Origin of the sequence: Bradyrhizobium betae (genome assembly GCF_050632175.1) — a bacterium.
GTDB classification, from domain to species: Bacteria; Pseudomonadota; Alphaproteobacteria; order Rhizobiales; family Xanthobacteraceae; genus Bradyrhizobium; species Bradyrhizobium betae_B.
The window spans coordinates 402,281-423,511 of the sequence record NZ_CP192576.1; the positions used below are offsets into that span (position 1 = coordinate 402,281).

Sequence of the window (21,231 nt, forward strand, 5' to 3'; positions counted from 1 at the left end):
GCGATCGGATCAGGTGCTCGTCAGATCAGGCGCCGGGCAACCCGGGCCCGCCAGGGACTCCGGTCTGCAGCGCCAGCGCGTGCAGCACGCCGCCCATCTGGCCTTGCAGGGACCGGTAGACGATCTGGTGCTGCTGGACGCGGGACTTGCCGCGGAAGGATTCAGAGATCACGGTCGCGGCATAGTGGTCGCCATCGCCGGCGAGGTCACGGATGGTCACCTCGGCATCGGGGATCGCTGCCTTGATCATCGCCTCGATATCGTGGGCGTCCATAGGCATTCTGGTCTTGCTCCTTGTCTCGGCTCGGCGTCGAATCGCTGCCGGGGTCCTGATCTGGAAAGCCAAGCTTGCCAGCAGAGACCAAACTTAGCGTGAATGGCCTTCTACGTCACGCCTTCAGGCACTATATCCCTGATCCCATCAGGATAAAGGCACGACAAAGTGCCGCGCGCGGCAGATCAATCGAAAAGGCGTGACATCATGAAGCTTCCAGGGCCCGACCACCCCATCACCATCACCCAAAACCCGCGTCGTGTCCGCGTCATGGCCGGCGACATCGTGATCGCCGAGACCAGCAAGGCCCTGACCTTGAAGGAGGCCAAATATCCGGCGGTGCAGTATGTGCCGCGGGAGGATGCCAACATGGCGCTGCTGGAGCGCACCGACCGCGTCACCCATTGCCCCTACAAGGGCGATGCGAGCTACTACAGCGTCAAGGCCGACGGCAAGACGCTGGACAACGCGATCTGGACCTACGAGACGCCCTTCCCCGCGATGACCGAGATTTCCGGTCACCTCGCCTTTTATCCGGACAAGGTGAAGATCGAGGAAGTGGGGTAGCTTCTCGACGTCATGCCCGGGCTTGTCCCGGGCATCCACGTTCTTGATCGCGGGCGGAGATGCGTGGATGGCCGGGACAAGCCCGGCCATGACGGACGCGAAAGTTTGCCCAACCTGCTCAAGCCCTGAAGATCGTGAGCCCCAGTATCAGCAGCACCAGGAAGATCACCACGAAGACATAGAACAGAAAGCGGGCGATGTCGGCGGAGGCGGCCGAGATGCCGGTGAAGCCGAGCACGCCGGCCACGATCGAGACGAGGAGGAATATCAGCGCCCATTTCAGAATCGTCATCGTCAAACTCCGACCTGAGGCCGCACGCAGCAGCCGTTCAACCTGTTCGGGAACTTCAACTTCCCTGCCCGGAACTGGTTCCGCTGGCCTTTGACCGTTGCGGCCAAACGGCGCTTGCTGAATTGGGTTCCCCGCGGCACAGTCGTACCGGAGAGAAGCGCGACCGGGGCGACCATGATCACGATGTCACATTCCGCGACGATCGGTGCGGAGGCGCACGCCGCGCCGAAGGCCAGGGCGCGCAATCTGTCGCTCGATCGCACACGCACCTTCCTGACGCTGGTGGTGCTGCTGCATCACGCCGTCATTCCCTATACCCATTTCGGCCACACCGATCCCGTGTCCTGGATCGGCTTCGACGTGATCGTGCTCGCCACCGACAGCTTCTTCATGGCGATGTTCTTCTTCCTGTCGGGACTGTTCACCTGGTCCGGCATCGCGCGCAAGGCGCCGCAGGTCTTCCTGCGCGACCGCCTGTTGCGGCTGGGGCTGCCGTTCGTCATCGCGGCCTTCACCGTCATTCCGCTCGCCTATTACGCGATCGCGCTGCGGGCCGATCCCGAGCTGACCTTTGCTTCGTTCTGGTGGAAGACGATCACCGTCGGCCCGTGGCCGAGCGGTCCGATCTGGTTCGTGTGGGTGCTGCTGGCGTTCGACCTGACCGCGAGCCTGCTCTACCGGGTCTCGGCGCATCTGGTCGATCCGGTCAACCGCGTCTCGCTGCGCGGCTTCGACCAGCCCGCAGCGTTCTGGCTGCTGCTCGTCGTCGTCAGCGCCATCGTCTATGTGCCGGCCCTGCTCTATTTCGGCGGCAGCAAATGGTTCGAGTTCGGGCCGTTCTCGGTGCAGGCGAGCCGCGTCCTGCTCTATTTCGCGTATTTTTTCATCGGCGTCAGCGTTGGTGCTGCGAATTTCGATCGCGGCATCCTCAGCGCCGATGGCCAACTGCCGAAGAAACGCTGGACGTGGCTGCTCGTCACGCTGATTCCCTATTGCCTGATGTGGGCGATGATCTACATCAAGCGCGAAATTCTCGGCAATCCCGACCCGCAGCCGCACTGGTATCAGGCGATTTACAGCACGTTCTTCGTGCTGTTCTCGGCTCGATCCTGCTCGCGATCCTCGCCTTCTTCCTGCACCAGAAATCGCCGGGGCCGAACCTGCTCGACCGCATGCAGGCCGATGCCTACGGCATGTTCCTGGTGCATTACCCGATCGCGCTGTGGATCCAGTACGCGCTGTTCGACTACGGCTGGCCGGCCATCATGAAGGCCGCGGTCGGCTTTGTGCTCACGGTGATGCTGAGCTGGGGCCTGACGGCGGGCTTAAGGAAGATTCCGGGCGCGTCGCACGTGTTGTGAGGCCGAGGCCTATCCGCTCGTCATTGCGAGCGCAGCGAAGCAATCCAGAATCTCTCCGCGGGGACAGTCTGGATTGCTTCGCTACGCTCGCAATGACGACGTATGCGGCAGCAGCTTACGCCGCCTTGCCGCCCATATACTCCGGCAGCCAGCGCTCGAACGACTTGCGCAGAGCATCGATCGTAACCGGCGCTTCGCCGGCGATCGCGATCGCATCACCGCCGGTGGTGCCGATCCGCACGCAGGGCACCTCGCAGCCGCGCATCTTGGCAAGCACCAGACCTGCCTCCGCCTCCGGCACGGTGACGAGATAGCGCGCCTGGTCCTCGCCGAACCAATAGGCCTGCGAGACGAGCGAAGTTGGCGCCGCCAGCAGCTTGGCACCGATCCCGCTCGCCATCGCCATCTCGGCCAGAGCGATCAAGAGGCCGCCGTCGGAGAGGTCGTGCACGGCGGTCGCGGTGCCCGCATGGATCATGCCGCGGACGCAGTCGCCGTTACGCTTCTCGGCGGCGAGATCGACCGGCGGCGGCGCGCCCTCCTCGCGACCGCAGAGGTCGCGCAGATAAACCGATTGGCCGAGCCAGCCATGGGTCTCGCCGATCAGCAGGATCGCCTCTCCTCGGCTTTGAAGGCGAGCGAAGCCGATTTGGTGAAGTCGTCGAGCAGGCCGACGCCGCCGATCGAGGGCGTCGGCAGGATCGCGCGGCCGTTGGTCTCGTTGTAGAGCGAGACGTTGCCGGAGACGACCGGGAAGTCGAGCGTGCGGCAGGCTTCCGAGATGCCCTTCAGGCAGCCGACGAACTGGCCCATGATCTCGGGCCGCTCGGGGTTGCCGAAATTGAGATTGTCGGTGATCGCAAGCGGCTTGCCGCCGACCGCGGTGATGTTGCGCCAGGCTTCCGCCACGGCCTGCATGCCGCCCTGATAGGGATCGGCCTCGCAATAGCGCGGCGTGACGTCGACGGTCAGCGCCAGCCCCTTCGGCCCGTCCTGCACGCGCACCACGGCGGCATCGCCGCCCGGACGCTGCAATGTGTTGCCGAGAATGACGTGGTCGTACTGCTCCCAGACCCAGCGCTTGCTGCACATGTCCGGCGTGCCGATCAGCTTCTCCAGCGCGCTACCGACGCCCATCGGCGCCGGCACCTCGCGCGCGTGCACGACCGGCAGCGCGGCGGAGGGCACATGCGGGCGGTCATAGAGCGGCGCCTCGTCGCCGAGCTCCTTGATCGGCAGATCGGCCATGACGTCGCCGCCATGCTTGACCACGAAGCGCTTGCTCGGCGTGGTGTAGCCGACCACGGCGAAGTCGAGACCCCACTTCTTGAAGATCGCCTCGGCTTCCTTTTCCTTCTCGGGCTTGAGCACCATCAGCATGCGCTCCTGGCTCTCCGAGAGCATCATCTCGTAGGCGCTCATGCCGGTCTCGCGGGTCGGCACCGAATCGAGATCGAGATCGACACCGAGGTCGCCCTTGGCGCCCATCTCGACCGCCGAGCATGTGAGCCCCGCGGCGCCCATGTCCTGGATCGCGATAACGCAGCCCTTCTCCATGATCTCGAGGCAGGCTTCCAGCAGCAGCTTCTCGGCGAAGGGATCGCCGACCTGCACGGTGGGACGCTTCTCCTCCGACTTGTCGTCAAATTCGGCCGACGCCATAGAAGCGCCATGGATGCCGTCGCGCCCCGTTTTGGAGCCGAGATAGACGATCGGCATGTTCACGCCGGAGGCGGCGGCATAGAAGATCTTGTCGGTGTCGGCGAGGCCGACCGCCATCGCGTTGACGAGGATGTTGCCGTCATAGCGGGTGTGAAAACGCACCTGGCCGCCGACCGTCGGCACGCCGAAGGAATTGCCGTAGCCGCCGACACCGGCGACCACCCCGGAGACGAGATGCCGCGTCCTGGCATGCTCGGGCGCACCGAAGCTCAGTGCATTGAGGCAGGCGATCGGACGCGCCCCCATGGTGAACACGTCGCGCAAAATGCCGCCGACGCCGGTGGTCGCGCCCTGATAGGGCTCGATATAGCTCGGATGGTTGTGGCTCTCCATCTTGAAGACAACCGCCTGGCCGTCGCCGATGTCGATCACGCCGGCGTTCTCGCCGGGTCCCTGGATCACCCACGGCGCCTTCGTCGGCAGCCCCTTCAAATGGATGCGCGAGGATTTGTACGAGCAGTGCTCGTTCCACATCGCCGAGAAGATGCCGAGCTCGGTGAAGGTCGGCTCCCGCCCGATCAGCTTCAGGATGCGCTCATACTCGTCGGGCTTGAGCCCGTGGGCGGCAACCAGTTCGGGGGTGATCTTGGGTTCGTTCTTCATGGATTCGGGGCTTTCGGCGTGCTGTGGCCGTTCTTAGGAAGATCGGGGGCCTACGAAAAGCCCTTTATCAAGCATTTTCCCGCTGTCCCACGTTTTGCAGGCGGGGTCGGCGGGAACGGGAATTGCAAGGCGCTGACGGATCCGATTTAAGGGCTAAAGACCCGTAATTGAAGGCCCATTCCCTTGCACGAATTGACCAAAGTCCCATCCACCCGCCGCCCCGACCTGCACGTCGCCACCGAGGGCGAATTCAAGGGCTGGCGGACCTGGATTCGCGACAGTTTCGAGAGCCATATCGGCCCGTTCTGGCACAAGATCGAGGACGACGGCAGCGTCCGCAGCGCCTTCCGGGTCGAGAAAAAGCACCTCAACGGCTCCGGAAACGTTCATGGCGGCTGCTTCATGGCATTTTCCGACTATTGCCTGTTCGCGATCGCGACCCACGAACTGGATGGGCCGGCGGTGACCACCAATTTTGCCTGCGATTTCCTGGACGCGGCCCGCGAGGGCGAGCTGATCGAGTGCACGGGCGAAGTATCCCGCGCCGGCGGCTCGATGATCTTCCTGCGCGGCAAGCTGACGTCCGGCGGGCGACCCCTGTTCACCTTCTCCGGCACGATCAAGCGGGTGAAGCGGAAGCCGGCCCTGCAGCCAAACGCATAGCTCGATACCTTCCCTTTTCGCGTCCCCTCGCCCAAAGTTGGGCCAAGCGCTATCGCGCCGGGGAGCAGGACCAAGGTGCCGCAGAGCACATCGAGGACGGGCCGCACAGCGGCCTCCGTCGCATCGCCATTGCCATCGATGGTCGCCACCGGCGCGCGCAACTGGCGCGACTATGCGCTGTTGTTCGCGCTCGCCTGTTGCTGGAGTTCCACCTATCCTCTGGCCAAGCTCGCGCTTCCCACCATCCCGCCGATCACCTTCATCTCGGCGCGCTCGCTGATCGCGGCCGCGTTCCTGTTCGCGATCCTCTGGATGCGAGGCATCAGCCTGCCGACCGATTTGAAAGCCTGGAAGCTGTTCGCGACCCAGCAATTGATCAACTCGACGTTCCCGTTCCTGATCATCACCTGGTCGCAGCAATATGTGCCGGCGTCGAATACCGTGGTGCTTGCTTCGACGACGCCGATCTTCGCTTTCCTGATCACCTCGCTGATCACGCGTCACGAGCCGGCCACGCTGCTGAAGCTCGCGGGCGCGATCCTCGGCCTTGCCGGCACTGTTGTCATCGTCGGCCTCGACGCACTGCGCGGCTTCGGTAGCGAGATCATCGCGGAGATCGCGATCCTGCTCGCCACCATCTCCTTCGCCTGCGCGACGATCTTCGGCTTGCGGCTCTCCGACTACGACCCGATGGTGGTGGCGGCCGGCTCGCTGCTGTTCGGCGGCCTGGTGTTGCTACCGCCCTCGCTGATCATCGATCAGCCCTGGACGCTGCACCCGACGCCGACGGCGATCATCGCCACCATCGTGATGGGCATCGTCTCCAGCGCGCTGGGATTGATGCTGTTCTACATGTGCCTGGGACGGCTCGGCACGCTGACCACGAACGCGCAAGGCTATTTGCGCATCCCGATCGGCGTCGGGCTATCAGTGCTGCTGCTCGGCGAGAGCGTGCCGTCGAACCTGGCGCTGGGACTGCTGCTGGTCATGGCCGGCGTCGCCGCGATGACAGTGCCGGCGGAACGGCTGAAGAGGCGGTAGCTTCGAACGCTATTACTTGGCGTCGTCCGCCAGCATCTTCCGGTATTTTTCGACGTCGCGCGTCACGAGCTGCTGGAGCACCTCCGGCGTGTGCTCGTTGTCGTCGGGCACAACGGTCGACAGCTCGGCAAAACGCTTCTTGACGGCGTCGGTCTCCACGGCCGTGCGCGCGGCGGCATTCAGCTTCGCGATGACGGCCGGCGGCGTGCCCTTGGGCGCGAACAGGCCGTTCCAGCCCTGCGCCTCGAATTCCGGCAAGCCCGCTTCAGTCGACGTCGGCAAATCGGGCACCGTGGCGAGCCGCACGGTCGAGCCGACCACGAGTCCCCGCACCAGCTTCTCGTTGATCGATTGCGAGACGGAGGCCGCTGCGTCGCAGACGCCATCGATCTGGCCGCCGACCGCGTCGGTGAGCGCGGGCGCCGCGCCGCGATAGCCGATCAGCGTGGCGTCGATCCCGGCCGCCGTGACGAAGCTCTTGCAGATCAGATAGTTCGACGAGCCGACGCCGGCATGGCCGAGATTAATCTTGCCCGGATTGGCCTTGGCATAGGCGATGAACTCTTTCAGATCCTTCGCCGGAAAATCCTTGCGCAGCGCGATGATGCCGAACGTCTTCGCCACCATTCCGATCGGCACGAAGGACTCGGGCGTGAAGGGGAGCTTCGGATAGATCGTGTAGGTCGCCGCGTTCGTGCCGGCATTGCCGATCGCGATGGTGTAGCCGTCAGGCTCGGCGCGGGAGGCCCGCGCCAGCGCGGTCGATCCGCCCGCACCCGCGACGTTCTCGATCACGATGGTCTGGCCGAGCGCGATACCCATCTGCTCGGCGACCGTACGCGCGATCACGTCCGACGTGCCGCCGGCCGCGAACGGCACGATCATGGTAACGGGACGCTTGGGGAAGTCCTGCGCCAACGCAGCGGACGCAAACGCAACGACGGCAATGGCGGCCGAAAGCCGCTTCGCCACGAACGAGATCACGCGGCCTTTTCCAGATGCTGGACCAGGCCCGCGAACAGCCCGCGGCCGTCGGTGCAGCCCATGATGTCTTCGACGTGGTTTTCGGGGTGGGGCATCATGCCGAGCACGTTGCCCCTGTCGTTGACGAGACCGGCGATGGAATGCGCCGCGCCGTTGATGTTGTGGCTTTCGTCGACCGCGCCGTCGGCGGAGCAGTAGCGATAGAGCACCCGCCCCTCGCCCTCGATCCGCTTGATGGTGTCTTCGTCCGCCTCGTAATTGCCCTCGCCGTGCGCGACCGGCACGCGGATCACCTGGCCCGCATTGTAGCCGCGCGTGAACGGGGTGTCGGAGCGCTCGACGCGCAGATGCACGTCCTTGCAGATGAACTTGAGCTGCGCATTGCGCATCAGCACGCCCGGCAGCAGGCCGGATTCGCAAAGGATCTGGAAGCCGTTGCAGACGCCGAGCACGAGGCCGCCCTTGGCCGCGTAGTCGCGCACCGCATCCATCACCGGCGCGCGCGCCGCAATCGCGCCGCAGCGCAGATAGTCGCCGTAGGAGAAGCCGCCCGGCACCACCACGAGATCGGTGCCCGCAGGAAGCGACGGCTCGGCGTGCCAGACCATCGCGGGCTCATGGCCCGAGATGAGCTTCAGCGCACGCGCCATGTCGCGCTCGCGATTGATCCCGGGAAATACGAGGATCGCGGCCTTCATCAGAGCAGTTCCACCCGGTAGTTCTCGATCACGGTGTTCGCCAAGAGCTTGTCGGCGGCGTCTTTCAACGCCGCTTCCGCCTTGGCCTTGTCGGCGCCGGCGAGCTCGATGTCGAACACCTTGCCTTGCCGGACGCTGGCGACGCCGTCGACGCCGAGCGACTTCAGCGCGCCTTCGATGGCCTTGCCTTGCGGATCGAGGATGCCCGTCTTCAAGGTAACGGTAACACGTGCCTTCACGTTAGATCCCTCTTAGCTCTTCACCAGCACCGGGCCGGAGCCCGCCGGGCGCTCGTTCTCCATGAGGATGCCGAGACGCTTGGCGACTTCGGTATAGGCCTCCAGGAGGCCGCCGAGATCCCTGCGGAAGCGATCCTTGTCGAGCTTCTCGTTCGACTTGATGTCCCACAGGCGGCAGCTATCCGGCGAGATCTCGTCGGCGACGATGATGCGCATCATATCGTTCTCGAACAGCCGGCCGCACTCCATCTTGAAGTCGACGAGGCGGATGCCGATGCCGAGGAAGAGTCCGGTGAGGAAATCGTTGACGCGGATGGCGAGTGCCATGATGTCGTCGATCTCCTGGGGTGTCGCCCAGCCGAAGGCGGTGATGTGCTCTTCCGACACCATGGGGTCGTTGAGCTGGTCGTTCTTGTAGTAGAATTCGATGATCGAGCGGGGCAGTTGCGTGCCCTCCTCGATGCCGAGGCGCTGCGACAGCGAGCCGGCAGCGACGTTCCGCACCACCACCTCGAGCGGCACGATCTCGACCTCGCGAATCAACTGCTCACGCATGTTGAGGCGGCGGATGAAGTGGGTCGGCACCCCGATGTCGTTGAGGTGCTGAAACAGGTACTCCGAGATCCGGTTGTTGAGGACACCCTTGCCCTCAATCACCTGATGCTTTTTCGCATTGAACGCGGTGGCGTCATCCTTGAAGTGCTGGATCAGGGTACCGGGCTCCGGGCCTTCGTAAAGAACCTTTGCCTTGCCTTCATAAATGCGACGCCGACGGCTCATGGGGATGTACCGTGTTTTGTTGAAATCCATGTATTTGGTGTGCTCCGGTTACCAGGAATACGACCCACAGCGGAGCTGCCGTGAACGACCGGGACCCCATCTGCAACTCTTGGAAACAGAACGGGAACCAAGCCTTCGGGCAACCTATCCGATTGGCTGTCCCAGTACAATCGATCCGGCTCATTCGATGCCAACTTATACCGCCTTGCCTGCGGCTTAACGGCCCGTTGTTTTGCCGATTCGTGCCCCCTATCTAGGCATGCGACGGGGCTCTCGCAACGAGGGCCCCGGGTCCAGTCAGCAGGGAATTGGAAAAGGCATGAGCACGTTGGACAAGCGCGAGGAAGGCTTCGAGAAGAAGTTCGCCCTCGACGAGGAGCAGAAATTCAAGGCGGAAGCCCGCCGTAACCGGCTGCTCGGGCTCTGGGCCGCCGAAAAGCTCGGAATCACCGGCGAGGCCGCCACGGCCTATGCCAAGGAAGTCGTTGCGGCCGATTTCGAGGAAGCCGGCGATGCCGACGTCCTGCGCAAGGTCATGGCCGATTTCGCCGCCAAGAACGTCGCCATCACGGAGCAGGCGATTCGCGCCAAGATGAGCGAACTGATCGCGGTGGCGGCCGCCGAGGTGAAGGCGGGAAAGTAAGCAAACAACGAGCCGCGAGTAGCGAATGGACCCCTATTCGCTACTCGCCATTCGCGTGTTTCAGCCTTCCTTGAACCCGTACTCGGGCACGTTGCCGCTGGCGCCGTAATATTTGTACGGCAGGAACTTGCCGGACATCGTGATCTTGACGCGATCTCCCTTCGGATTGGGCTGGCGCTCCATCACCATGTCGAAGTCGATCGCCGACATGATGCCGTCGCCGTACTCCTCCTCGATCAGCGCCTTCCAGGCCGGTCCGTTAACCATGACGAGTTCGTAGAAGCGATAGATCAGCGGATCGGTCGGCGGCATCGGCATGCCCCGCATCGGCGTCTCGTTCAGCATCGCCGTCTCGGCCTTCGATAGGCCGAACAGCTCGGCGGCATTGGCGGCCTGCGGCTTGGTCAGCTTCATCTGGCCGAGGATCGCGCCTGTGATCAGCACCTCCGAATAGCCGCCGATCTTCTCGCAGATGTATTTCCAGCTCCAGCCCTTCTCGCGCTTGATGTCGAGCAGCTTCTCGGTGAGGTCTTTGCGTTTCATGTCAGGGTCTCCTTTCGTTAATTCTCGTCATGCCCGGGCTTGTCCCGGGCATCCACGTTCTTGCCGGCCTCAAGAAGACGTGGATGGCCGGGACAAGCCCGGCCATGACGGCTCTCTTGGCGACTCCGGTTTCACATCGGACGCTATCGTCAGCCCGGGCTTGCCGATCTGGACCACGGGCACGCTGCGGGGATCGTGGTCGGGCGTTTCGGCGGTGAACGTCTTGCTGCGCGTCACCAGGAAATCGATGATGTGGTTGCGCAGCGCGTAGTACAGCGGATGACGGTGTAGATCGGTGCGGCCGCGATCCCTCGGCAGGGGATTCTCGACGACCTCCGCCAGCACCGCGCCGGGACCATTGGTCATCAGGAAGATCCTGTCGGCGAGGTAGATCGCCTCGTCGACGTCATGGGTGATCATGAACGCCGTCTGCCCGGTCTCGAGACAAATGCGCCGCACCTCGTCCTGCAACGTGCCGCGCGTCAGCGCGTCCAGCGCCGAGAACGGCTCGTCCATCAGCATCATCTTCGGCGTGATCGACAGCGCCCGCGCGATGCCGACGCGCTGCTTCATGCCGCCCGACAGCTCCGAGGGACGCTTGTGCTCCGACCCCGAGAGGCCGACGAGGTCGATGAATTTCTGCGCATGCGCCTTGACCTTGGCGCGGTCCCAGCTGCGCCATTTCGAGCTCACGGCGTAGGCAACGTTGCCGAGCACGGTGCGCCAGGGCAGAAGCGCGTGGCTTTGGAAGATCACGGCGCGGTCGAGGCTGGTGCCGGAGATCGCCTGCCCGTCGACGATCACCACGCCCTCGCTCGGCGTATCAAGGCCGGCGAGGATGTTGAGCACCGTGGTCTTGCCGCAACCGGAATGACCGATCACGCAACAGAACTCGCCGCGGGCCATCGACAGCCAGAGATTCTCGAACACGGTTGTCGTCGTGCCGTTCGCGCCCGGATAACGCTTTGCAATGCCTTCGATGGAGACGAATTTGTCGGTCACAGGCTCTACTCCGGAAACGTGACCATGCGCGTGAAGCGGGCGAGGATCTGGTCGAGCAGCATGCCGACGACCCCGATCAGCAGGATCGCGATGATCACATTGGTGATCGAAAGGTTGTTCCACTCGTTCCAGACGAAGTAACCGATGCCGGTACCGCCGACGAGCATCTCGGCGGCGACGATCACGAGCCAGGCGATCCCGATGGAGATACGCATGCCGGTCAGGATCGTCGGCGCGGCTGCCGGCAGGATCACGGTGAAGGCGCGCCTGAGCGTGCCCACTTCCAGCGTACGTGCGACGTTGATCCATTCCTTCCGCACGCTCGCCACGCCAAACACGGTGTTGAGCAGCATCGGCCAGATCGAGCAGATGAAGATAACGAAAATCGCCGAGATCGAGGAATCCTTGATGGTGTAGAGCGCGAGCGGCATCCAGGCCAGCGGCGAGATCGGCTTGAGCACCTGAATGAACGGATCGAGCGCCTTGCTGAGCAGCGGCGACATTCCGATCAGGAAGCCGAGGGGAATCGCGACCAGCACCGCGAGCAGATAGCCGAGCCCTACGCGCGCAATCGAATAGCCGAGCTGGATGCCGAGTCCCTTGTCGTTCGGCCCGTTGTCGTAGAACGGCCGCTTCAAATGCTCCCACAGCTTGGCGCCGACATCGAGCGGCCCGGGCATAGCGGATTTGCCCTGCGTCGCGGTCAGGCCCATCAGCTTGGCATATTCCGGGCTCATCGTGGCGACCGACCCGGTCGAGCGCGTGGCAAGATGCCAGATGCCGAGGAACGCGGCGAGCAGCACGATCGAGACGAGGCCGGCCCGGAGGCGGAGGGAGGAGGTCATCGTGAGATATTTCTCCATGCGTCGTCCCGGCGAACGCCGGGACCCATAACCCCAGGGAGATATTTGGCGAAGACTCGAAGTTCGGTACCACTATCGATCGCGACCGACAGATTCCGCGGTATGGGTCCCGGCGTTCGCCGGGACGACAATGGCGCGAGCGGCGCGTTCACGACGCCTTCCTGATCTTGAAGCTCGCGACGTAATCCTCCGGCTTGGCCGGATCGAAATTCTTGCCCATCACCGAGAACGATTTGTAGGCGGTCGTCGGCGGTGTCAGCCCCATCTCGGTCATCAGCTTCTTGGTATCCGTCGCCAGATACACCTGCTCGGCAACGGCCTTGTAGTCGACGTCGCCCTTGATCTGGCCCCACCGCTTCATCTGCGTGAGCATCCACACCGCAAAGGACTGCCAGGGGAACGGATCGAAGTCGACGCGCTTGGCATCGGTCTTCACGCCGCCGAGGCCGTCGGCATAAGTTCCGGTCAACACCTGCTCCAGCACCGTGACGGGCGCGTTGATGTAGTTGGCGGGCGCGATGGCCTCGGCGATCTGCTTGCGATTCTCGGCCTTGGATGCATACGCGGTCGCATCGACGATGGCGCGCGTCAGCGCGGCAAAGCTGTTCGGTGCTGACGTGATGAACTCGCGGCTGGCGGCGAAGCTGCAGCAGGGATGTCCGTCCCAGATTTCCTTGGACAGGATGTGCATGAAACCGACGCCATCATAGATCGCGCGCTGGCAGATGTTGTCGGGCGCGAGGAAACCGTCGATGTTGTCGGCGCGAAGGTTAGCGACCATCTCCGGCGGCGGCACCGAGCGCAACTGCACATCGGTGTCGGGATCGATGCCGTGCTCGGCGAGATAATAGCGCAGCAAATAATTGTGCATCGAGTAGTCGAACGGGATCGCGAACTTCATCCCCTTCCAGTCCTTGGGATCGCGCTTGTCCTTGTGCTTCATCGCAAGCGTGATGCCCTGCCCGTTGATGTTCTCGATCGCAGGCACAGCGAACGGAATCGGGTTCGACCCCAGGCCCAACGAGATTGCGAGCGGCATCGGCGCCAGCATGTGGGCGGCGTCGTATTCCTTGTTGATGGTCTTGTCGCGAACCACCGCCCAGCCGGCGGTCTTCACCACGTCGACATTGAGGCCGTGCTTGGAATAGAACCCAAGCGGCGCCGCCATGATGATCGGCGTCGCACACGTGATGGGAATGAAGCCGACCTTGAGGTCCTTCTTCTCCGGCGTGCCGGTTTGCGCAAACACCTCGGTCGCCGTCTGAAGCGGGAAGAATTGCGAGATCGCGGCGAGCGCCGTGGACGCGCCGACCGATTTCAGGAAGGCACGTCGTGCCACGTCCTGCGGAAACATCGCGCGCATTACAGCGGAGGCGACGACGCCCTCGTAGCGCTTCTCCTCGCTCTCGACGGGATCACAACGCAACGCCGTCGCCTGCTCGTGCTCGGCCGCTGATTGGTGCTGGCCACAGGCACAGCCGCCTCGAAGATTGCGATCGGGATCAAACGGATTGTCGAAAATGGACATCGGACCTCCTGCGCGTCATTGCGAGGAGGAATTACGCAAGGAGCATGCCATGATCCTCCAGCAGGCCAGTACCTTGATGACGCAGAGCTTTCGCTCAGGCTTGGCCGCTACGAAAATTCGTGATAAACGAGATTTCGTAGTCAAATTACGAGATTTCGCAATGGCAACGACGCCAATGCTTGCCCACGACGATGCGGTCCAGCCCCTCGATCCGCGCGTTGCAGCGTTCGAGTCATCGGTCGAGGCGACCCTTCTGGTCGACCCCTATGGCGATCAGATCGTCGACGCCAATCCGGCCGCCTGCGCCCTGCTTGGCTACGACCGGGCGCTGCTGCGCCAGACCAAAGCGAGCACCCTCCACGCCGGCGAGCTTCCGGCCCTGACCGTGTTCACCCAGGCCGTGCTGCACAAGGGCGCCTACTGGACCACTGCACTCAACCCCCGCCATGCCACCGGGCAAACGCTCCGTCTCGAATATGCCGGCTGCGTCCTCCCCCATGACGGCCGTACGCTGGTGCAGATCACCCTGACCGATCTTGAAGCGCGCCGCCGCCGCAATGTCGACGCCGCCGCGGAAGATCACATGCGCAGCGGCATTGCGACCTGGCAGCGGGTCGAGCGCGTGTTCCAGGACATCGAGCGCGAGAACCAGTTGATCCTGCGCGCCGCCGGCGAAGGCATCTATGGCGTCAACGCCGACGGCAAGACCACCTTCGTCAACCCCGCGGCCGAGCGCATGCTGGGCTGGACCGCCGAGGAGCTGGTCGGCAAGGAAATCCACCCCATCATGCATCACACCCACCATGATGGCCGGCACTATCCCAATCATGATTGCCCGATCTACGCGGCATTCCGCGACGGCGCCGTGCATCAGGTTGATGGCGAGGTGTTCTGGCGCAAGGACGGCTCGCCGGCCTGGGTCGAATACACCTCGACCCCGATCCGCGACCGCGGCGTGGTGGTCGGCGCGGTCGTGGTGTTTCGCGACGTCAGCCAGCGGCGCGAGGCCGACGAGAAGCTGCATGCCGCGCTCGCCGAAGTCGACCGCCTGCGCGAGCGGCTGGAGCTGGAAAACGCCTATCTCCAGGAAGAAATCCGCATCGAGACCAATCCGCGCGGCATCATCGGTGGCAGCGAGGCGATCCAGACAACGTTGCGCCAGGTCAAGCTGGTGGCGCCGACCACGGCGGCGGTGATGATCACAGGCGAGTCCGGCACCGGCAAGGAGCTGATCGCACGCGCCATCCATGAAGACTCCACCCGCAGCGACCGCCCGCTGATCCGCGTCAATTGCGCCGCGATCCCCCGCGAATTGTTCGAGAGCGAGTTTTTCGGCCACGTCCGCGGCGCCTTCACCGGTGCGATGCGCGACCGCATCGGCCGCTTCGAGCTCGCCGACGGCGGCACGCTGTTTCTCGACGAGGTCGGCGAGATCCCGCTCGAACTGCAAGGCAAGCTGCTGCGGGTGCTGCAGGAAGGCAATTTCGAGCGTGTGGGCGAGGAGCGCACGCGCGCGGTCGACGTCCGCGTCATCGCCGCGACCAATCGCGACCTCAAGCAGGAGGTGCAGCGCGGACGTTTTCGCGAGGACCTCTATTTCCGCCTCAACGTGTTCCCGATCGAGACGGTGCCCTTGCGCGAACGGCGCGAAGACATCCCCTGCTGGCGCAACATTTTCTGACGCGCGAGAGCAAGGCGTTGAAATCGAACCTGCGGCTGTCGGAAGGCGATGCGCGGCGACTGACGCGCTACGACTGGCCCGGCAATGTCCGCGAATTGCAGAACGTGATCGAGCGCGCCGCGATCCTGTCGCAGAACGGCCGCCTGCGGATCGACCTGCCGGATGGCTCCGCCATACAGCCGACCGCAGGCGCCGCACGCCAGAAGGCCGAAGCGCGCCCGACGGTCATGACCTCATCGGAGATGCGCGATCACGAGCGCACCAACATCCTCGCCGCATTGGAGGCCTGCGCCGGAAAAGTGTTCGGCCCCGGCGGGGCGGCCGAGATGCTCGACATCAAGCCGACCACGCTGGCCTCGCGGATCAAGGCGCTTGGAATCGCGCCCCGTCCGCGGGCCATGTGATCGCAGGTGTGATCGCGGGCGCTCACGCGGCCTTGGTCGTGACGTCAGATGCAATCGGCAACCCCTGCTCGATCGGCAGCGAAGGATCGCGCGACCATTCGTTCCAGGAGCCGAAATACATCCGCACGTCCTTCACGCCGGCATTCTTCAGCGCGAGGAAAGTGTTCGAGGCGCGCGCACCCTTGAAGCAATAGAGATAGACAGGCGTCGTCGTCGAGATGCCGACGGTGGCGCATTCCGCGAGAATCTCGTCCTTGGACTTGAAGCGCGGGCCTTCCGCGGTCGGCTTCATCATGCGGTACCATTCCAGCCAGACGGCGCCGGGGATGCGGCCCTTGCGCGGGCAGAAATCCTTGCCGTAGGGCGACGAGCTGTCGCCGATCCACTCGTCAACGTCGCGCACGTCGAGAATGGCGACGCCCGGCTTGCCGACTGCTGCCAACATGGTCTTGGCATCGATCAGAATCTCGCCTGCTTCGGGCACGATCGCGAACGAGGCCTTCGCCGGCGCCGGCACGTCCTTCGTCACCGGGAAGCCCGCGCCCGCCCAGGCGTCGAAGCCGCCATGCAGCACCTTCACCTTGGGATAGCCGAGCATGGTGAGGAGATAATAGCCGCGGCAGGACTGGCCGAAGCCGGAGTTCATCGACTGCTCGTAGATCACCGCCGTTTCCTTGCCGGAAAGGCCGGCGGCGCCGAAGGCGTCGGCGAATTTCGTCTTCAGCTCGGCCATGCCCTCCGGCGTCGAGGTCGCGAGGAAGGTGAAGATCTCGTGCACGTTGACGGCGTTCGGCAGGTGCCCGGCGGCGTAGGCGTCGGGATTGCGGGTGTCGATCACGACACACGGCTCTAGCTTCAAGAGATCGGCAAGTTCGACGGCAGTGATCAGGACGTCAGTCATGGCAGCCTCTCGGTTGAGGTTGAGGGGTCTTCGGGGTGGGCACGTATGGATTCAGGTGTCGGCGAGCATCTTGCGCAACTGCTTGGTGGCGGGCGTGACGATCGCGACGAAATAGGCCTCGCGCAGGCGGCGCTGCGCGCGGTGGCTCATGAGGTAGCCGCGCGCGCCACAATGCAGCATCGCCGCATGCGCCGCCGCGACGCTGGCCTCGCCGGCGCGAAGCCTGAGCGCGATCACCTTGCGCCAGTAGATCTCCTCCTCGTTGTAGGGATCGCGTGCCAGCATCATGGTCTCGGTCTCGAGCTCGGCCGCGAGTTCGCGGAAATTCACCGGCTGCTGCGGCAAATAGCGGTTGATGTGGCCAAGCGGACCGCCGACCTCATCCATGATGTTGATGCAATCCTTGATCAGCCCGAGTGCCATGCCGGCCTGGAGCAGGATGAAGCCGGCGCGGATCTTCTTGACGAACGGGCCAGCAGGATCGGCGAGGATCAGGTCGTCCGGCACGAAGACATCGCGGAACTGGACGCCATAGGTGCCGGTGCCGTCCATGGCGAGGAACGGCTTGCAGGGCGTCAGCGCGATCGCGGGATCGGAGCAGTCGGCGAGGAACATCACCGTGCCCGGCGCGCCGCTTGCGCTGCCCTGATCGTCCTCTCGCTCGAAGATGGTGCCAAAGTAATGATCGGGACCGAGATTGGAGACCCAGGGCAGCGCGCCGCGCACGATGTAGCCACCCTCGACCTTGCGCCCCTTCAATTTCAGTTTTTCGATGCCGAAAAAGCTCTTCATCGGGTTGGAGAGGCCAGTGCCGCCGAGCACACGGCCGGTCGAGAAGGCGTCGCCGAAGCGCTTTGCAAGCTTCATGTTGGTCGAGTTGGCGGCGTACCAGACCAGCGTGTTCTGGCACCACGCCATGAAGGCCGTGCCGCCGCAGACTTCGCCGATCGCCGCCATCGCCTGGATGGCACAGCGAAGATCCGCAGGACCTTCGTGCGGTACATGACTGCCCCAGGCGCCGACGGCGCCGAACGCACGCAGCACCTCGGCCGGATAGACCGAGCCGTCGTCGATGCCGGCGGCGAGCGGCGCGAGTTGCTCGCGTGCAATCCGCGCCACTTCCCCTGCAATGGACGGTGCGGGCTGATCCAAAGTCTCGACCCGTGATAAAGCCAGTGAACCCATGATCGTCTCCCGCACCTTGTCCTGTTGCCGTCAGCCTAGATGCCGACCTCGAGATTGACCGGGCGGGTGAAGGTGTTGGCGACCGGCGACCATTTCTTCACATGGGCGACCAGCGCGTTGATCTCGTCCTGCGGGATGCCCTCGCATTCCATGTCGACCTTGACGCGCACATCGGTAAATCCAACGGGCTTGTCCGACATGTCGCCGGTGCCCCAGACCGCGGTGATGTTGAGATCGCCCTCGAGTTCGAGCTCGAGCTTGTTGACGATCCAGCCGCGATGCACGGCGTTGGCATGCAGGCCGACCGCAAGGCACGAACCGAGTGCGGCAAGCGAGGCCTCCGACGGATTCGGCGCGGTGTCGTCGCCCAGAAGGCCCGGCGGCTCGTCGACGATGTAGGGCGGCAGGTTGCGGATGTAGTTGGCGTGGCGGAATTTACCTTCCGCGACCGTCTTGCATTTCAAGGTCTTGATGACCTTCGGATTGGCCTTGCCGCTCGCAATCAGTTGCTCGAGGCCATTCTTGTCGATGGGCGCAAGGCACCCCGTCAGCACTGTCTTTTGAACGACGGCAGTCATCATATTCTCCCTGGCAGCCGTGGAAAACGGCAGGATACCGAACGGTCTGTTTCCTTGCATGGAGCGTGCCAGAGCAGCCCAAAAACAAAAGGCGAAGCATTGGAGCCGCTTAGCGATCCCTGCCTGAGGATTGATCAGCGGCCGCTTGCTCAAAGGCGGTGCAGATGGCGCGCCGCCTGCGAATCTTTTCAGCGCAGAGCAGATGCGGCTTGCTGATGCGGCGCGGCTGCAGGTAAGTTCGCACTCATGGCCAAGCCCTCGCTGAACAAGACGTCATCCAAGAAGTCCTCGCCGCATGCCGTTGCAGGCGACGACGAGTCCGCGCGCGGGCGCCTCCTGAGCGCCGCGACGCATCTATTTTGCAAGAACGGCATCAACGCCACCGGCATCGACGCGATCATCGAGGAAGCCGGCACGGCGAAGACCACGCTCTACAAACTGTTCGGCTCCAAGACCAATCTCGTCAACGCGGTGCTGGAGAGCGAAGGCAAGCAGTGGCGCGAATGGTTCATCGGCGCCATGGAGGACGGCGGCGGCGACGCACAGGCGAAACTGACGCGCATCTTCCCGGCACTGAAGAGCTGGTTCGCGCAGGAGCGCTTCTACGGCTGCCCCTTCATCAATGCCGTCGGCGAGCACGACAAGGACGCCAAGCAGTTCCGCAACATCGCGTTGAAGCACAAGAAGATCGTGCTCGGCCATATCGAGAAGCTCGCCGGCGAGCTCGGCTCGAGCGAGCCTGCAGTGCTCGCGCATCAGCTCGGGCTCCTCATCGACGGCGCCATCGTCGCGGCGATGATCTCGCGCGATCCCGGCGTGGCGGATACGGCAGCGCTAACCGCGGGCCCCCTGCTCGGCCAAACGAAGCCGAAGAAGAAACGCGCAGCCGATCAGTTGGAGACGGTGTGAACTTGCCGTGATCTCGTAGGGTGGGCAAAGGCGCATAGCGCCGTGCCCACCAAATCTTTCGGCTTCGTTGACCGACATGGTGGGCACGCTTCGCTTTGCCCACCCTACAAAATTCGTTTCATGAATCCTTCGATCGCCGCCAGCACCGGCCCCTGATCCCCCGCAAAGAACCAGTGATCACTGCCGTCGAGCTCGACGAACTCCGCACCTTTGATCCGGCTCGCAATATCGCGGCCGGCCGCGAATCGCACGGCCTTGTCCTCCCGCCTGTGCAGCACCAATGTCGGCACGGCGATCTGCGCCAGAAGATGCCGCACGTCGGCGTCGCGAAACGCCTCCAGCACGGCGGAGATGCCTCCGGGGCTGGAGGCCGCGCGCAGCAGCCCGGCCCACCAGGCCCGCGCCTGCGGATCATTGGCCAGGCTCGGCGCAAAGGTTTCGATCCCGACCGGGCCGCCCCATTGCGCGATGAGATGCTTGCTCCAGGCGTCATACTGGCTGGCGCGCAGCGCGTGCGGATAGTCCTGTGACCAGCAGCCCTTGGCCAGCGCGCCGAACAGGATGAGCCCGGCCACGCGGCGCGGTTCATCGACCGCGAATTTGATGCAGGCGGGCCCGCATTCGGATGCGCCAAACAGCACGACGCGGCGCGAATCCGCCGCCCGCAGCACCGTGCCGATATCCTGTGCGGTGACGTCGATGCCCGGGGCTGATCCAACCCGGTCGGACAGTCCGATGCCGCGACGATCGAAAACGACCAGGCGTCCAAGCTTCATCAACGACGCCAGAAACGCGCGGCTCCCGGGATGCTCCCAGGCGCGCTCCACATGCGAGACGAAACCGGGCATGACCAGAATGTCGAGCGGGCCGCTGCCATAGGTCTGATAGGCCAGATGCACGCCGGCGCCCTTGACGTAGCGCGTCATCGGGGCGGCATGCGGCGCCGCCGCGGGGCTCATCAGCGCCTCCGTCTCGGCTTCCGGCGCCACCCCGAGTTCGTCCCGCAGTCGCCGCGTCAGTGCCCCGTGCTGCCGCTCCGCCGCGCTTCGGTCGCCGGCGAGCAGCAGACTGCGGATCAGATGCCGGCCATACACTTCGCTGAGCGGATCGAGCTCGACCAGCCGGCCCGCATGTACCGTGGCGGCAAAATGGTCGCCGACGGCGTTCCTGTCCTGCACCAGACGCTCCAGCGCATGCATGAGCCGTCCCCGCAGCGCCTCCCGGCGAAAGAACGCCCAATCGTCGAATTCGGCACAGCCATCCAGAGCGAAGCCCGCCAGGAAGTCGCCCCGATAGATAGCGCAGGCCTGCTCGAAGTCGCCGGCGTCACAGGCGCTCTCGAACACATGTGAGTCGATCGTCAGCAGGGCCGCAGGCGACCATCGCACGCTGGTGCGGTCGGTCTCGAAAACCGGCTGGCCCAGCGTCAGCTCGACGCGGTGAAGCAGCCGCCTCAATCGCGCCAGGCCGGTCTCGCGGTCCGTCTCGGGCCACAGCAGCGCGGCAATGACGTCCCGTGCCACGGCGACCCTGGCCTCCCCAAGATAGACCAGCAGCGCGAGACCCTTGCGCAAGGCCAGCTTGATCGGACGGCCGTCGGCATGGACCTCGGGGAACCCGAACGCCCCGAGCGAGAAAGCCGTCATTAAAATCCTCCCTCCCCTCGCGGCGTCCCCGGGGGACGTGCAGGGGACGGTCGAACGGTAACAGTCGGGCCAGATCGAGCCGGCTCGCCAGCGAGCGGCTCATGCTCCTGCATGCGGCACCGCC

At 64.2% G+C, this 21,231-nt stretch carries 19 protein-coding genes and 3 pseudogenes; 7 read left to right on the forward strand and 15 right to left on the reverse strand.

Features of this window, described 5'->3' with window-relative positions; all coding sequences use genetic code 11:
* Positions 1–25: 25 nt before the first annotated feature.
* Positions 26–280 (reverse strand): BolA/IbaG family iron-sulfur metabolism protein, encoded by a 255-nt coding sequence (locus ACQ86E_RS02140; protein ID WP_431203992.1) that lies wholly within the window; start codon positions 278–280, stop codon positions 26–28.
* A gap of 201 nt (positions 281–481) precedes the next feature.
* Here ACQ86E_RS02140 and ACQ86E_RS02145 point away from each other — a divergent pair, with 201 nt between their 5' ends.
* Positions 482–841 carry a DUF427 domain-containing protein gene (locus ACQ86E_RS02145; RefSeq protein WP_431203993.1) on the forward strand — a complete coding sequence of 120 codons (360 nt, stop codon included), beginning with the start codon at positions 482–484 and terminating at the stop codon, positions 839–841.
* 118 nt (positions 842–959) lie between these two features.
* On the opposite strand, the gene ACQ86E_RS02150 is transcribed toward ACQ86E_RS02145, so the two are convergent.
* Positions 960–1,133, reverse strand: a complete 174-nt coding sequence (locus ACQ86E_RS02150; protein ID WP_007612121.1) for a DUF1328 domain-containing protein — start codon at positions 1,131–1,133, stop codon at positions 960–962.
* A gap of 174 nt (positions 1,134–1,307) precedes the next feature.
* Between ACQ86E_RS02150 and ACQ86E_RS02155 the strand changes: the two are divergent.
* Positions 1,308–2,494 (forward strand): annotated as a pseudogene (locus ACQ86E_RS02155) (acyltransferase family protein).
* A 115-nt stretch (positions 2,495–2,609) separates the two neighbouring features.
* On the opposite strand, the pseudogene purL reads toward ACQ86E_RS02155, so the two are convergent.
* Positions 2,610–4,819, reverse strand: a pseudogene (gene purL, locus ACQ86E_RS02160) (phosphoribosylformylglycinamidine synthase subunit PurL).
* A gap of 183 nt (positions 4,820–5,002) precedes the next feature.
* On the opposite strand from purL, the gene ACQ86E_RS02165 reads away from it, so the two are divergent.
* Together ACQ86E_RS02165 and ACQ86E_RS02170 are read left to right on the forward strand one after the other, a co-directional pair.
* Positions 5,003–5,482 (forward strand): PaaI family thioesterase, encoded by a 480-nt coding sequence (locus ACQ86E_RS02165; protein ID WP_431203994.1) that lies wholly within the window; start codon positions 5,003–5,005, stop codon positions 5,480–5,482.
* A 75-nt stretch (positions 5,483–5,557) separates the two neighbouring features.
* Positions 5,558–6,523 (forward strand): DMT family transporter, encoded by a 966-nt coding sequence (locus ACQ86E_RS02170; protein ID WP_431203995.1) that lies wholly within the window; start codon positions 5,558–5,560, stop codon positions 6,521–6,523.
* A gap of 12 nt (positions 6,524–6,535) precedes the next feature.
* Here ACQ86E_RS02170 and ACQ86E_RS02175 read toward each other — a convergent pair whose 3' ends face one another.
* The 4 genes from ACQ86E_RS02175 to purC are packed head-to-tail and all read right to left on the reverse strand — an operon-like array spanning position 6,536 to position 9,224.
* Positions 6,536–7,507: a tripartite tricarboxylate transporter substrate binding protein BugD gene (locus ACQ86E_RS02175; RefSeq protein ID WP_431203996.1), complete on the reverse strand. Its 972-nt coding sequence runs from the start codon at positions 7,505–7,507 to the stop codon at positions 6,536–6,538.
* Positions 7,504–8,205 carry a phosphoribosylformylglycinamidine synthase subunit PurQ gene (gene purQ, locus ACQ86E_RS02180; RefSeq protein ID WP_431203997.1) on the reverse strand — a complete coding sequence of 234 codons (702 nt, stop codon included), beginning with the start codon at positions 8,203–8,205 and terminating at the stop codon, positions 7,504–7,506. The genes ACQ86E_RS02175 and purQ overlap by 4 nt, the downstream gene beginning before the upstream one ends.
* Positions 8,205–8,444, reverse strand: a complete 240-nt coding sequence (gene purS, locus ACQ86E_RS02185) for a phosphoribosylformylglycinamidine synthase subunit PurS (RefSeq protein ID WP_015685059.1) — start codon at positions 8,442–8,444, stop codon at positions 8,205–8,207. Before purS ends, purQ begins: the two co-directional genes overlap by 1 nt.
* Positions 8,445–8,456: 12 nt before the next feature.
* Positions 8,457–9,224: a phosphoribosylaminoimidazolesuccinocarboxamide synthase gene (gene purC / locus ACQ86E_RS02190; protein ID WP_171944915.1), complete on the reverse strand. Its 768-nt coding sequence runs from the start codon at positions 9,222–9,224 to the stop codon at positions 8,457–8,459.
* 319 nt (positions 9,225–9,543) lie between these two features.
* On the opposite strand from purC, the gene ACQ86E_RS02195 reads away from it, so the two are divergent.
* Complete coding sequence (locus ACQ86E_RS02195; RefSeq protein ID WP_041748198.1) at positions 9,544–9,867, forward strand: DUF1476 domain-containing protein; 324 nt, start codon at positions 9,544–9,546, stop codon at positions 9,865–9,867.
* A 60-nt stretch (positions 9,868–9,927) separates the two neighbouring features.
* Here ACQ86E_RS02195 and cynS read toward each other — a convergent pair whose 3' ends face one another.
* The 4 genes from cynS to ACQ86E_RS02215 all read right to left on the reverse strand — a co-directional run bounded on the left by cynS (position 9,928) and on the right by ACQ86E_RS02215 (position 13,803).
* Positions 9,928–10,410: a cyanase gene (cynS, locus tag ACQ86E_RS02200; RefSeq protein WP_431203998.1), complete on the reverse strand. Its 483-nt coding sequence runs from the start codon at positions 10,408–10,410 to the stop codon at positions 9,928–9,930.
* 69 nt (positions 10,411–10,479) lie between these two features.
* Complete coding sequence (locus ACQ86E_RS02205) at positions 10,480–11,412, reverse strand: ABC transporter ATP-binding protein (protein WP_431203999.1); 933 nt, start codon at positions 11,410–11,412, stop codon at positions 10,480–10,482.
* A gap of 5 nt (positions 11,413–11,417) precedes the next feature.
* Positions 11,418–12,257 carry a nitrate ABC transporter permease gene (ntrB, locus tag ACQ86E_RS02210; RefSeq protein ID WP_431204000.1) on the reverse strand — a complete coding sequence of 280 codons (840 nt, stop codon included), beginning with the start codon at positions 12,255–12,257 and terminating at the stop codon, positions 11,418–11,420.
* A 166-nt stretch (positions 12,258–12,423) separates the two neighbouring features.
* Positions 12,424–13,803, reverse strand: a complete 1,380-nt coding sequence (locus ACQ86E_RS02215) for a CmpA/NrtA family ABC transporter substrate-binding protein (protein WP_431204001.1) — start codon at positions 13,801–13,803, stop codon at positions 12,424–12,426.
* A 160-nt stretch (positions 13,804–13,963) separates the two neighbouring features.
* On the opposite strand from ACQ86E_RS02215, the pseudogene ACQ86E_RS02220 reads away from it, so the two are divergent.
* Positions 13,964–15,888: pseudogene (locus ACQ86E_RS02220) on the forward strand (sigma 54-interacting transcriptional regulator).
* A gap of 22 nt (positions 15,889–15,910) precedes the next feature.
* Here ACQ86E_RS02220 and ACQ86E_RS02225 read toward each other — a convergent pair.
* The 3 genes from ACQ86E_RS02225 to ACQ86E_RS02235 are packed head-to-tail and all read right to left on the reverse strand — an operon-like array spanning position 15,911 to position 18,552.
* Complete coding sequence (locus ACQ86E_RS02225) at positions 15,911–16,789, reverse strand: sulfurtransferase (RefSeq protein ID WP_431204002.1); 879 nt, start codon at positions 16,787–16,789, stop codon at positions 15,911–15,913.
* A 51-nt stretch (positions 16,790–16,840) separates the two neighbouring features.
* Positions 16,841–17,974 (reverse strand): acyl-CoA dehydrogenase family protein, encoded by a 1,134-nt coding sequence (locus tag ACQ86E_RS02230; protein ID WP_431204003.1) that lies wholly within the window; start codon positions 17,972–17,974, stop codon positions 16,841–16,843.
* Between the two features lie 35 nt (positions 17,975–18,009).
* The gene (locus ACQ86E_RS02235) at positions 18,010–18,552 is read right to left on the reverse strand and encodes an OsmC family protein (RefSeq protein WP_431206376.1); all 543 of its coding nucleotides are present in this window, start codon (positions 18,550–18,552) and stop codon (positions 18,010–18,012) included.
* 246 nt (positions 18,553–18,798) lie between these two features.
* Between ACQ86E_RS02235 and ACQ86E_RS02240 the strand changes: the two genes are divergently transcribed.
* On the forward strand, positions 18,799–19,461 hold the full coding sequence (locus ACQ86E_RS02240; protein WP_431204004.1) for a TetR/AcrR family transcriptional regulator: 663 nt from the start codon (positions 18,799–18,801) through the stop codon (positions 19,459–19,461).
* Between the two features lie 104 nt (positions 19,462–19,565).
* Here the strand turns inward: ACQ86E_RS02240 and ACQ86E_RS02245 are convergent, their stop codons facing one another.
* A complete protein-coding gene (locus tag ACQ86E_RS02245; protein ID WP_431204005.1) occupies positions 19,566–21,107 on the reverse strand; it encodes an alpha/beta fold hydrolase in 1,542 nt (513 codons plus the stop codon).
* Positions 21,108–21,231 lie beyond the last annotated feature (124 nt).

Coding starts and splice junctions, on each gene's coding strand:
- ACQ86E_RS02140 (WP_431203992.1), bottom strand. CDS start 280: ATGCCTATGGACGCCCACGATATCGAGGCGATGATCAAGGCAGCGATC.
- ACQ86E_RS02145 (WP_431203993.1), top strand. CDS start 482: ATGAAGCTTCCAGGGCCCGACCACCCCATCACCATCACCCAAAACCCG.
- ACQ86E_RS02150 (WP_007612121.1), bottom strand. CDS start 1,133: ATGACGATTCTGAAATGGGCGCTGATATTCCTCCTCGTCTCGATCGTG.
- purQ (WP_431203997.1), bottom strand. CDS start 8,205: ATGAAGGCCGCGATCCTCGTATTTCCCGGGATCAATCGCGAGCGCGAC.
- purC (WP_171944915.1), bottom strand. CDS start 9,224: ATGAGCCGTCGGCGTCGCATTTATGAAGGCAAGGCAAAGGTTCTTTAC.
- ACQ86E_RS02195 (WP_041748198.1), top strand. CDS start 9,544: ATGAGCACGTTGGACAAGCGCGAGGAAGGCTTCGAGAAGAAGTTCGCC.
- cynS (WP_431203998.1), bottom strand. CDS start 10,410: ATGAAACGCAAAGACCTCACCGAGAAGCTGCTCGACATCAAGCGCGAG.
- ntrB (WP_431204000.1), bottom strand. CDS start 12,257: ATGACCTCCTCCCTCCGCCTCCGGGCCGGCCTCGTCTCGATCGTGCTG.
- ACQ86E_RS02215 (WP_431204001.1), bottom strand. CDS start 13,803: ATGTCCATTTTCGACAATCCGTTTGATCCCGATCGCAATCTTCGAGGC.
- ACQ86E_RS02225 (WP_431204002.1), bottom strand. CDS start 16,789: ATGACTGACGTCCTGATCACTGCCGTCGAACTTGCCGATCTCTTGAAG.
- ACQ86E_RS02230 (WP_431204003.1), bottom strand. CDS start 17,974: ATGGGTTCACTGGCTTTATCACGGGTCGAGACTTTGGATCAGCCCGCA.
- ACQ86E_RS02235 (WP_431206376.1), bottom strand. CDS start 18,552: ATGACTGCCGTCGTTCAAAAGACAGTGCTGACGGGGTGCCTTGCGCCC.
- ACQ86E_RS02240 (WP_431204004.1), top strand. CDS start 18,799: ATGGCCAAGCCCTCGCTGAACAAGACGTCATCCAAGAAGTCCTCGCCG.
- ACQ86E_RS02245 (WP_431204005.1), bottom strand. CDS start 21,107: ATGACGGCTTTCTCGCTCGGGGCGTTCGGGTTCCCCGAGGTCCATGCC.